The following is a 12476-nucleotide window of genomic DNA, read 5'->3' on the forward strand; positions in this document are numbered from 1 at the left end:
CACGCTTATTGCTATAAATTAAAACGATACTCCGCGCTGAGTCGCCACACATTATCGCTTTGCTTAGGCTTTCCGTTAAAGGCCTCGCGATTTGCAACTGTGGTTTTCAGATTCAAAAATTCACCGCCCACCAACCAATTGCTATTAATTTGATATTTCACTGTAGCGGTCAGTGCATGGCCATCACTTTGGTTTGGGTCGAACTGCCAATCATCTTTGTCGATAACTTTGAACTGCTCCCCCCGTATGGAAAAGCGCCACTCATCGCGCTGATGTGTGAGTAACAAAAACCAACTATTAAAGTCATTATCAACGCCGCGATTAACACCCATGGCGGTATTACCCAGCATGCCTTGTGCGAGTATATGCGTCTGCGGGGTTAACTTGTAACGCCAAGCTGCACTAATAAATTTAGTGTCCCACGCATACTGCCCAGTTCGGTAGTTGATCTTACTTGGATCGCCATTATTATCGTACCAATAAACATTGATCTCACTGCGGTTTGAAAAGTCGCGATGATACCCAAGATAATAACCAAATCGGCCATCTACTTCAGAAAACGGTTCAACATGCTGAGCTTGATGTTGTAGCTGAGGTGTGTTCAACGACTCCACCGCGGCAAAGGGGAGACTTTCGTTAAACACCGACTGCCTATCATGCACGGTAAAGCCTCGCCATGCGAGTAAAGTGCCAGCCGGATCATTCCCCTTAAAAACACCAAACACAGCTTTGAACCCCTGACCGCGGCTACGACGCGTCTGCGGCTGCTCAATCGCGACTTCACCTCCAAATACTCGCACTTCCTCACCTATCCAAGCGTTGATGGCCGAATACTGGTATGTATAGGGTGATGACCAGCCAATGTCTGGGTTCTCAATAGAAAACTTCGGATAAAAGCCGCCCGCTCGAACAATAAAGCGGCGACCATTTTTAGGCAGTGTTCGGTACTGCAAATACAGTTCAGTAAAGCCGAGCTTGTCATCTGGGTCTGGCACATACTGTGTTACCCCATGCAAAGACCAAGCGCTGGCAAAATCTACACGCCAATCAATAGCGCCACGGCTAAGCGTAATATCTGACTCCCCTTTCCCAAAACGCGTAACGCCCCATCCAGGCTGATACCAAGCTTTACGATTATCATCATGCTGCCAAGTCGTTTGCAGTTGCCCTTGCCCAGAAACCTCGACGGCACCTGCTTGCCCTATCGCGAATAATGCCAGAGCGGCGCTCAGCTTAGTAATCATCGAAGCCATCGGAGAAATCCTGAAGTGGAGCAACTAGTGTTTGCTTAATTTGATAGGTAATTACTTGAGTGTTGTTCACGACGGAAAGCGGATACTGTTCTATTTTGTCTATATTTTCGAATCTTTCATGCCATACATTCAGCTTTAGTGCGCTGGCTTGCTGAGCACCTAGGTCGATCGATACTTTACCGCTACTATCCGTTACCGCAAATAATGGGCTATCCACAACCACAATATAACCCAGCATCCAATCGTGAATATTGCAGCCAAGCTCAACCACACCGGTTTGATCAAATAATACCTGTTTCGGGTCATCGCGATACAACTTAAGCTCGAACGGCTTTGCAGCAGAGAACGAATAGACGTGATGGAGAATGGGATCTAAATTTGGAAACGAGACTTGTGTGCCTGCTTGCACCATCAAAATATGTGGCACAAACGCTTTATCCTTTTGTTCCATCTTATAATCTAGCGTCGTTCTTTTGTTATCAAAGCCATCTCCTTGCAACCACACCGCGGCATTCGCGAGTGGTTGTTTATCAGCATCGACAATTTGCACTTCAAGGGCATTGACTGAGCTGACTTGTAGCATTGCCATCACAACAGCAATACGTCCAAAAATTGTTAGGTTTAGCATAAGCAGTTCAACCTATCCTTATTATTTTTCTTAGCTTGTCTACACTAGACCGAGCGGAATAATTATTACATTCATCGCATTTACAGCATGAATACGTATGCAACTTTTACGTGAACATTAGCATACAACAGTAAGCTTAGCCTATGTGCAAAAGAACACGAATTTTAGTGCCGACAACAAGAAGGAAAAACTATGCGCCTCATGTCACTTTCCCTGATCGGATTAAGCTTGTTTACGACTACGAGCTTTGCCGCATCTTTAGCTGTGAGTTCGCCAGATGGCAAAATCACTTTTACCTTGAGTGATGATAACAGCCAACCGTCCTACCAAATCAGCTTTAACGACAAAACCATTATTCAACCATCTAAACTTGGTTTTGATTTCGCAACAGCTGCATCGATGCGCGATGGCTTAAGTATCACTACACATCAGCGTAATAGCGTCGATAGCAGTTGGCAACAGCCTTGGGGTGAAGCCCGAGTGATCCAAGATAAGCACAATGAGCTTGCTGTCACCTTTGCTAAGCAGACAGACAAATCGCCGCAATATACTGTGCGTGTAAAAGTATTTGATGACGGTGTCGGCTTTCGCTATGAGGTTGCTCAAAATCAAGCGCTTAATATCACCAGAGAATTGACCGAATTCGCCTTTGCACAAAGTGATAAAAGTACCGCGTGGTGGATCCCTGCTCGTGGCTGGAATCGCTATGAATATGTATACAACACCACACCACTGCACGATGCCCCACATGTGCACACCCCGTTTACCTTAAAGAATCAAGACGGAGTTCATATCAGTGTCCATGAAGCGGCTCTAATTGACTATGCCGGCATGACCTTAAACCAACGTCGTCCAGGCACATTTGTTGCCGATCTAACACCTTGGTCAGATGGCGTTGCAGTCAAAACCAATGGTAAGTTCAATACACCTTGGCGCACCTTGCAAATAGGCGATGAAGCCACCGACTTGCTGAACTCCCACCTTATTTTAAACCTCAACGAACCAAATAAGCTAGGTGATGTATCTTGGGTTGAGCCGGGTAAATACATCGGCATTTGGTGGGGCATGCACATCAACAAAAATACCTGGGGCAGCGGCGAGAAGCATGGAGCGACTACAGGGCGTACTAAAGAATATTTGAGCTTTGCCGCTGACAATGGCTTTGATGGAGTATTAGTTGAAGGTTGGAACATAGGCTGGGATGGCGACTGGTTCTTCAACGGTGATGTCTTTAGCTTTACCGACGCCTATGCTGACTTTAATATTGATGAAGTAGCCAAGCACGGAGAAAGAGTAGGTGCACGCCTAATTGGTCATCACGAGACTTCAGGTAACGTCAGCAACTATCGCAATCAAATGGAGGCGGCTTTCGCACTCTACGAAAAAGCAGGCGTTCGCCAAGTTAAAACCGGTTACGTAGCCGATGGTGGCAACATCAAACGCATTGATGCCGAGGGCAATGCCAGATTCGAATGGCACGACGGTCAATTTATGGCAAATGAGTACTTAGACAATGTCAAACTTGCGGCCAAGCACAAGATCAGTATCAATACACATGAACCAATCAAAGATACCGGCCTGCGTCGTACCTATCCAAACTGGATCGCGAGAGAAGGTGCAAGAGGGCAAGAGTTCAACGCATGGGGCACGCCACCAAACCCACCGGAGCATGTACCAATGCTTGCCTTTACCCGCATGTTAGCAGGTCCTATGGACTTTACTCCGGGTATTTTTGACATGGGCTTCAATGGCCTTGGTGATAAAACCAACCGCCCACAAACCACCCTCGCCAAACAATTAGCGCTTTATGTTGTACTTTATAGTCCAATTCAAATGGCGGCCGATTTGCCAGAGAACTACCTCGCTAAGCCAGACGCTTTTCAGTTTATTAAAGACGTACCCACCGACTGGGAACACAGTATCGCACTCGCAGGAGAAGTAGGTGATTATGTTGTCTTTGCCAGAAAGGAGCGCAAGCATAAACAATATAGTGGTAATGACTGGTTCTTGGGCGCAGTAACTGACGAGGAAGCGAGAGAAATTCCTGTTACTTTAGATTTCCTTGAGCCCGGCAAGACCTTTGAAGCGCAAATCTACGCGGACGGTGATAAAGCCGAATGGAAACAAAACCCGTATGAAATGAATATTTACCGTAAAAAGGTAACAAGTGCCGACAAGCTCACATTAAAACTGGCTGCTGGCGGCGGTGTTGCTATTCGTTTCAAAGCGCTATAACCAAAGAGTGGTCACCCTATGTAGGGTGGCCACCGTTCTAAATTATCACTGAGCGTTACTGACATTGATAGCTTGGTGTTACACCATTTGCGACTTCCCATTTCGCCGTTAATAGCGACGCAGGGCCATTACTGTCATGGGATAACTCCCAATTCATAATGCCACCGGCATTGAGCTTAGCGTACTGTGTTTTTGCGCGGATCGTCAGAATACCATTGTAGTAGCTACTACCATCACTATCACGACAGGCATTGGCAGGGTTCTCTTGCAGTAAGGTGCGATACGCTTTCCAAGTAGGTCTTGCATAAAATGGTACGCCTAATACCGTTTTTTCTTTACTAAGCCCACGGCCTTGCCAGTAAGCAATTGAGTCTTTGGCGTATTGCATAGACGCATGATCAGTATTGTTCGCGTCGTACGCCATCAAATTTAAAAAGTCGATATCTTGGAATACAGATTCCAACACACCACCACCGGTATAGCCAAGCGCCACCACGGCTGCCGTCAAGAATTTACCTCTGGCGCGTAACTCAACGCTTAGTTCCTTCATCAGTAATGCATAGTTATTTGCCGAAGCGCCAGGATCTGGGTACTCCCAATCCATATCAACACCATCTAGATTATGCTGCTCTACAAACGCGATGACCTCTTGCACGAAGCGGGCTCTACCTTGCTGTGAGCTGGCGAATGTCTCAAATGCACTATCGTCACCGCCATTCCAGCCACCAATGGCAATTCCCACTTTCACATTATTAGCATGAGCCGAATTTACTAGCGCTGTCATTTTGCTTAAATTTTCAAGCGGTCTCAGTGTGCCATCTGCATTGGGTAGTAAAAATGAGTAATTGATATGGGTGAGTTTATCAAACTGAATATCACTCACTGTACCCTGCCAACTTGGGAAGTAGCCGACAATTTTAAAATTAGGATCCCCAGGAGGAACCTCGTCAGACACGACACTGAAGTTCACCGCACTCGATTCACCTCGTGCCCCAGACACATCAGTTGCATAGACGGTTAATGCGCGATTACCTAGCCCCTGCGCTTGCCACATCACCTCATAAGGCGAACTATTATCAGAGGCGACCAGCGTGCCATCGAGATAGAACTCAACACTGTCGATTGCCATGTTTTGCGGATGACTTACTGCCGCCGCAAGGCTAACTGATGAACCCACTAGCACTCGTGCGTTACTGCTTGGAGAGGTGACCGAAACTTGGGGCAATGGCGTTACCGGATCACAACTGCCATTGGCTTGCCAGACATCATAAGTATTGGAATTTTGCACAGGGTTTTGGTTTTGTGTCCACCATTTCGCGGTGTATTTAGTTGATTGATAAGTGACTGCGTCGCCACCTGTATATACTTGCTGTGATTGCCATTGCGTTAAGTTGCTACAGTCAACCGCCAGTGCAACTTCCATCGCGCCCAAGAGCGGAAGTGCAATTAATAAATTTGTATATTTCATTACCTTTTTCCATGTTGTTTGCCGGCTAAAGCAAGTCGTGCCGAGTTTAAATAAATGTTAACTTGCGATTCTAGCCTACCAGCATGGACAAATTTCGTACAACTCAACTCTCTACGACCTTAGTCTAATGAAATAGCTCCCTCTCTTTAGGCTCATTTCTCATCCTCGATTATGCTCGTTTATAAAATGTCCAACTAATGCAGCGAGACTGTACAGATAAGGCTTAGCTCAGTATGCTTGCGGGTTTAGGCGCTATAAAGAGAATAATTAAGAGATGAGTACGGCATTTTCAAGACGATTTGTAACCTTAGTAGAGCAATTTGCAGGCGGCAATAAGCGCCAATTTGCCCAGCTAACAGGTAAATCCCCTTCCCATATTTACCGTATTTGTCGCGGCTTAAGTCGCCCTTCAATGATATATCTTGAGCACCTTTATAGCCTATTTGCAGTTGATCTGAACTGGTTGCTTACCGGTGAACAACCCATAGATAACCCACAAGGTCAGTTTAAAGATGAACTTACCTTCATACCTAAACTTGATATTGAGGCTAGTGCAGGTATGGGTAGTGTAATAGGTCATGAGGAAGTCACCGAGCAGTTTGCACTCAACCGTCGTTGGCTAAACTCCCATCTTGGCGTGTATTCAGAGAAGCTCGCCTTTGTCTCTATCCGTGGTGATAGTATGCAGCCCACGTTGCTAGACGGCGACATGGTACTCGTTGACCTCTCACAGAATCAGCCTAGTAAAAATGCGGTTTATATCATTCAAACAGAAGAGGGTCTCATGGCTAAGCGAGTGCAACAAAAGCACAGTCAACTCAAAGTGATCAGTGATAACCCTGATTACCTGAGCTGGGAGATCACCGCTGATAATGCCGACAGTCACGGCATTGCAGGGCGTGTGGTTTGGTGTGGTCGCAGTATCTAAACTGCAACGTCACTTCCGTGTGATGCTCTAGCATCACACTGATTTAGCCAGCTTTTCCTGCACATTTGCTGTATTCACAAATTGGCTCAACACCAATGAGCACACTGCAAGCGCAGCACCAAAGTAAAATACTAAGGATTGATCGTATAGCCACACTAAGCCAAAGCTTGCAGGGATCACTACTGCTGCAATATGGTTAATGGTAAAGCTAACCCCAGCTGTTGCTGCAATGTCTTCTGGACGAGCAATTTTTTGAAAATAAGTTTTGAGTGCAATAGCCATCGCAAAAAACAGATGGTCGATGACATAAAGCGCGGCTGCAAAGCTTGCTGACTCTACCAATGCGTAACCAATAAATACAAAAATTAGTCCCACATATTCGATTGTCAGGGTTTTACGCTCACCAATATGCCCAATCATTTTACCAATCTTGGGAGCGACAAATATGTTTATCAAATGATTCAACATGTAAAGCGCGGTGATCTGTGCAACATCAAAACCAAACTTTTCTACCATTAAGAAACCCGCAAACACCATAAATATTTGTCTTCTCGCGCCTGAGAAGAAAATCAAGGCGTAATATAGGCTGTACTCTTTTCTCAAAATAAGCTTTTTATGTTGCGTAGTATGCATTTCAAAGGTTGGAAAGCCGATAAACATAAATAGCGCAATGATAAAGCCAACCCCTCCAATAAGCAGATACATCCACTGATAATCTGCAGAGAAGTAGCTAAAACCCAACCATATCAACGCATAGGTGATTAAAGAAGCAATGGATTTAATAGAGAGCAAGATACCCAGTTTGGCAGGTGCTTCATCTTTATTAAACCATTGTAAGCTGAGTGATTGGTTCAACGTCTCAAAATAGTGAAAACCTATCGACATTAACACTGTGGTTGCATACAAACCATAAATAGTAGGCAACAAGCCCGTAATGGCGACACCAAGCGATAACAAACATAAACTGATCAGTGCGAAGGTCTGCTCCTTTAACACCAATAAAACAAATACCGCTGTAAACGCTAAAAATCCGGGGATCTCACGCAGGGATTGCAACATTCCCATATTAGCGCCGTTGAAGTTTGCGGCTTCAATCGCAAAGTTATTGAGCATGGCCATCCAACCTGCAAACGTGACGGCCATAACTACAGTAGCGAGCACTAAGAAATTAAAAGGACTTTGCCATCCTTGAGAAGCATTCTTCATGATTATCTCCACATAAAGCACAACTATTAAAAAGTTATGGCTATAATATGGCCATACGTTGATTTCTGATATACATAATTATGCCAAGTTCTTTATCAAAGCAGACAACTTCTCCTTGGCGTATTCAGCCCAAATATAAACGCTTCTTAAAGCCAACGCTTGGCCGACCAATCCTGCCAAGAGCGGTAAAAAAAGCAGAGTGGGAGCATGTTCAGCGGCACCAACATGAATGGGGGCAGCTTGCATATACAAGTAATGGAGTCATCACAATTGTGACTCCTGAAGGCACTTTCGTGATCCCTCCCGACCAAGCTTTGTGGCTCCCCCCAGGCCTTCCACATGAAACGTATTGTCGCTACGGTGGAGATTTTCGTAGTGTCTATATCGACAATAAATATACTGAGTTGCTAGGGAATAAAGCGAAGCTAATCGCGGTAGATGAACTCCTGAAGCAATTTATACTGGAGATCTGTACTTGGCAGGAAGAGTACCATTTAGATGAAAAAACAGAGCGATTTATTACGGTCTTTATTGATAGGCTAACATCGGCTACAAGTTGTCATTTTTTTATTCCAAGTGCTCAAGACGCAAGAATTTTGCCCATTGTGACGGAGTTGCACAATAACCCAGGATGCAAAATAAGTTTAGAAACATGGAGTGAACAGGTCGGCGCATCAACCCGGACACTCAATCGCCTATTTCATAAATGCTTTATGATGGGGTTCAGTGATTGGCGCCAAAAATTAAGAGCTATCAAAGCGATTGAGCTGTTGAAAGATGGATATTCTCAGCAACAAGCAGCTGAATATTTGGGTTTTGAGTCTACCGCTGCATTTAGCAATGCATTTAAAAAAGTCTTTGGCAAACCGCCGGGGCAATACCTGAAGAAATAGCATCTTTCAAGATCACTACGATTGCCAGTATCTCAACTGATCCACTGACCATACATAGCTTAATGTAGAAAAGGGCATACCGATGTATACCCTTTTATGTTCACACTATATATTTAAGCCTTAATGGCATTCAAATTAGAATTGATAAGTGATTGCACCGTAGTACATGCGACCAATGTTATCGTAACTCGCAGTTCCAACACCAGTTCCTGTGGTGTAACCAGGCAAGTCTCTGTCAAATACGTTGTCGACACCTAATTCAAGCGTAATGCCATTCTCGAAACTGTAACCACCACGAATATCTGTGATGAAATAGGTACCATAGCCCATCAAACTATTTGGATCTGGATTGAGCTTTAATTCTTGCTCGGTATATCGACTTACTTCATCTAAGTAGCGAGTCTTTGAACCGAACTGCCAATTACCTACTTTGTAACCAAGAGAAAGCATTGCCTGCCACTCAGCTTCACCCTCAGTGCCAGCATTTTGAATAAAGTCAGTCGGGTCAACTTGGAATGGATACTCTTTTCTACTAATTAGGTAAGTACCGATCAAGCTAGTTGTCATACGCCCTTCAAGTAGATCAAAGTCGTAACCAAATTCGAAATCAACACCTTCAGCACTTTGCTTTGCTACGTTTTGTGTAATTGAGCGAATATTTCTTAGCTCACCTTCAGCATCGCGGGTGATCAAAGCACAGAATTGGTTATCTATACCTGTAAGTGAATCAACACACTTGTCTAGAATATCTTGTCCAGCTACCGCATCGATTGCGTCGTCAATTTCTATTTTCCAGTAATCTAGTGTTACGGTGAAACCTTCTATCGCCTCTGGAGTGTACACTACACCATAAGTAACACTATCTGACTCTTCTTCTTTTAATTCAGGGTTACCACCAGATAATCCTGGAATAGAAGAAACTGTCGCTATAGCATCAAAATCTACAGGGATCCCTAGCGCATCACAGTTTGCTCTACGGTTTGCATCCTGTACTTCTCCCTTTTGACAAGGATCCGTAATGCTACTAAAGAACGTTTCACTGACTGGGCCATAAAGTTCTGAAATATTTGGCGCTCGCATAGCCCGAGACTTCGTAGCACGGATACGCAACTCATCTGTCACAGTCCAGTTGATACCTGCTTTCCAGCTTAAAGTATCACCAATCGTTGAGTAGTCGGCAAAACGTGCGGCCAAATCAAATGATAAGTCCTGAGCTAGCAATACATCAGATAGTAATGGAATCGAAATCTCTGTAAATGCTTCTCTTACCGTAAAGTCTCCATGCTCCTCTTGGATTGCAGTCAAGAATGTTGCACCTGTTGCCGCGAAGGCGTCAGGTAAAGAATCGCTTTCTTCTTTACGATATTCAACACCAAAAGATACCCCAACATAGCCAGCAGGTAGTTCATAGATGGCGCTATTACTGATGTTAGCGTTGAACACTGTTTGCTTGATGGTGGATTCACTAATACTTGTGGTATTGAACCAAGCGGCAGCCTCGTCGCTCACGGCACCATAACCAAAGAGGCTCGTCGGCACACATCCTGCGGCACGAGCTTCCACATCACGACAGACAATGTCACCGTTTGCTAACTTAATTGCATCTGCAGACTGTTTAACACGTGCTTTAATCGTATTACCAGCATTAGTCTGAGTTGTCTCTGTTTTACCATATACAGCCGAAACATCGAAGTCCCAATCTTCTGCTACCACGCCCGTTGCACCAACTACAAATCGGGTTGTTTCACGCTCATTAAACTCATATCGACGCCCTGCATCTTCCATAAAGCGGTGCATTGCAAATTGTTCCACACCTTTACTATCCATCAATTGAGCAAGTGATTCATGGATATAAGCATTATCGCGTTTGATAATGAACGCCCCTGTTCCACGACTATTTCCATACTCAAAAAACGATGGTTGACCAATGGAATCAGCTTCTGATTTAACATATTTAGCTGAAGCATATGCGTTAATATCAGTCGTAATATCGTAGTTGGCTTTGATATTTACATTGGTATTTTCAAAAGTGGGTTGTAGTTCTGTATAACGAGTTAAATCAAGAATGTCACAGTCACCAGAGCACTTCCCGTAATCGCTGTAAGTTGTACCAAGTTTTTGAGGTCTGACACTGCCATCTGGGTTAAAGATATACCAAACATCTTGGTCATTTTCTACTAAATAGAAGTTACCTTCTTTAGCATCGTCAAACCAACCGCCATTAGGAATAGTGAGCCTATCAGGTACACCATCGTGAACATAGTTATCGTTTTCGTCTATATAATCTTTATCTGCTGGGTTTGACACACTAGTGATAGGCGCGCGAGTTTGTGCCCTATCTTTAGCTGTCATACCATCTTGCTTCACATGGGAAACAGAGATACCAACATTACCTTTACCACCATCAAAGTCTACACCGTAAGACAGGCTGAACTTTTCGTTTTCATAAGGGCCTTCTTCAGCACTACCTTTCGATACGCTTAGATCGAACCCTTGAATGTCTTTTTTCAAGATAAAGTTAACAACACCTGTTACAGCATCTGCACCATATACAGCAGACGCGCCACCAGTAATGATTTCTACACGCTCAATCCAGTTTGATGGAATATTGTTTACATCAACTGCAGAAGAGCCAGGATTGCTTGCTACGTGACGCTTACCATCAACAAGTACCAAGGTTCTAGCAGTACCCATACCACGCAAATCTAGCATGCTCAATCCAGCAGTACCGATATGTCTTCCGCCGTTCGCTAGAGAGTATGTGTTTGCAAGTGCAGGCAAATCATTTAACGCTTCACCAATATTCGTTACACCGCTCGATAGTAAAGATTCACCGCTAATTACCGTTACCGGAGCAGGAGCTATCGCACCTTCTCTCAGTATACGAGACCCGGTAACCTGAATTTTCTCAACTTCGTCGACGTTAGTGCCTTGCTCCGCAAGTACACTTGTCGAGATAGATGCAAGCGCGCAGCTGACAGCAAAAAACACCGGTGTTCTCTTTATTACTGGATTACTTCTTTTCATCTCTTACTTTATACCTTCATTTATAAGTATTATTATTTATAACTCAATCAATAAACTATTTTTTTACAATAGAAAAATCAAGATAATTTTCCCCCATTATACAAAAAATAACTATGCAGTTAAATTGAATTTAAAATCAAATATTGGAAACTTAAGAGAAAAAAGCATTTTAAAAATCACAAAGATGTTAAAGCTGTATTCTTTTTATTTTTTAACTTTAAAAACTAACGACTCTAACAGCCAAGAAAATAAGCAAATTGAAAAATCAACTAATCAAAATTAAATTAACAATTTATTTAAAGTTACACCAAATAAATAAGTTTCAATAACTACTAAAAAAGTGAGCGAATATCCGCATCATTAAAAAACACTCACTCATCAACACCTACAAACCTTTACATAGTAATGAGCTCTTAAAAGCAAGAACATTAAATTAAATACTATCCTGTTTTATTCAATAAAATATTCTACATTCGTAACTCTCATCCACATAAACTAAGCCGCCCAACATCAATCTGACTTAACCTGATACAATATGCTTTTAAATGCTCGACGGATAAACCACCTCCGACCACGCTGCTCAGTGCTGATGTGGTGGTAGGAGCGAGTTCACCTCGCGCTCTTTAATAAGGCCCTAGCTCGCTACGAAGAAGGATGTTTTATTCTTTTTGTTTGGGAAGCCTAATAGCTCGGCGGGTAAACCACCTCCGACCATGCAGCTCAGTACTGATGCGGTGGTAGGAGCGAGTTCACCTCGCGATCTTTAATAAGGCCCTGGCTCGCTACGAACTAGGATGTTTTACTCTCTTTGTTTGGGGAGCCCAACAGCTCGGTGGGT

8 protein-coding genes are annotated in these 12476 nt (G+C 43.8%); 3 read left to right on the forward strand and 5 right to left on the reverse strand.

Annotated features, from left to right (window positions below; genetic code table 11):
- Positions 1-11: 11 nt before the first annotated feature.
- Both DRB05_RS03265 and DRB05_RS03270 read right to left on the reverse strand, forming a co-directional pair.
- Positions 12-1253 carry a hypothetical protein gene (locus DRB05_RS03265; RefSeq protein WP_128725665.1) on the reverse strand — a complete coding sequence of 414 codons (1242 nt, stop codon included), beginning with the start codon at positions 1251-1253 and terminating at the stop codon, positions 12-14.
- Positions 1234-1881, reverse strand: a complete 648-nt coding sequence (locus DRB05_RS03270; RefSeq protein ID WP_128725666.1) for a methylamine utilization protein — start codon at positions 1879-1881, stop codon at positions 1234-1236. Before DRB05_RS03270 ends, DRB05_RS03265 begins: the two co-directional genes overlap by 20 nt.
- Before the next feature lie 192 nt (positions 1882-2073).
- Between DRB05_RS03270 and DRB05_RS03275 the strand changes: the two genes are divergently transcribed.
- On the forward strand, positions 2074-4116 hold the full coding sequence (locus DRB05_RS03275) for a glycoside hydrolase family 97 protein (protein WP_128725667.1): 2043 nt from the start codon (positions 2074-2076) through the stop codon (positions 4114-4116).
- A gap of 55 nt (positions 4117-4171) precedes the next feature.
- Here DRB05_RS03275 and DRB05_RS03280 read toward each other — a convergent pair whose 3' ends face one another.
- Entirely contained in the window at positions 4172-5584 is a 1413-nt protein-coding gene (locus tag DRB05_RS03280) for a glycosyl hydrolase family 18 protein (RefSeq protein WP_128725668.1), read from the reverse strand.
- A 274-nt stretch (positions 5585-5858) separates the two neighbouring features.
- Between DRB05_RS03280 and DRB05_RS03285 the strand changes: the two genes are divergently transcribed.
- A complete protein-coding gene (locus tag DRB05_RS03285; protein ID WP_128725669.1) occupies positions 5859-6512 on the forward strand; it encodes a S24 family peptidase in 654 nt (217 codons plus the stop codon).
- A gap of 33 nt (positions 6513-6545) precedes the next feature.
- Here the strand turns inward: DRB05_RS03285 and DRB05_RS03290 are convergent, their stop codons facing one another.
- The gene (locus tag DRB05_RS03290) at positions 6546-7718 is read right to left on the reverse strand and encodes an MFS transporter (protein ID WP_128725670.1); all 1173 of its coding nucleotides are present in this window, start codon (positions 7716-7718) and stop codon (positions 6546-6548) included.
- 80 nt (positions 7719-7798) lie between these two features.
- Between DRB05_RS03290 and DRB05_RS03295 the strand changes: the two genes are divergently transcribed.
- On the forward strand, positions 7799-8611 hold the full coding sequence (locus DRB05_RS03295) for a helix-turn-helix transcriptional regulator (RefSeq protein WP_128725671.1): 813 nt from the start codon (positions 7799-7801) through the stop codon (positions 8609-8611).
- A gap of 135 nt (positions 8612-8746) precedes the next feature.
- Here DRB05_RS03295 and DRB05_RS03300 read toward each other — a convergent pair whose 3' ends face one another.
- Positions 8747-11638, reverse strand: a complete 2892-nt coding sequence (locus DRB05_RS03300; protein WP_128725672.1) for a TonB-dependent receptor — start codon at positions 11636-11638, stop codon at positions 8747-8749.
- Positions 11639-12476: the final 838 nt, after the last annotated feature.

It is taken from the genome of Pseudoalteromonas sp. A757 (genome assembly GCF_004103285.1).
GTDB classification, from domain to species: Bacteria; Pseudomonadota; Gammaproteobacteria; order Enterobacterales; family Alteromonadaceae; genus Pseudoalteromonas; species Pseudoalteromonas galatheae.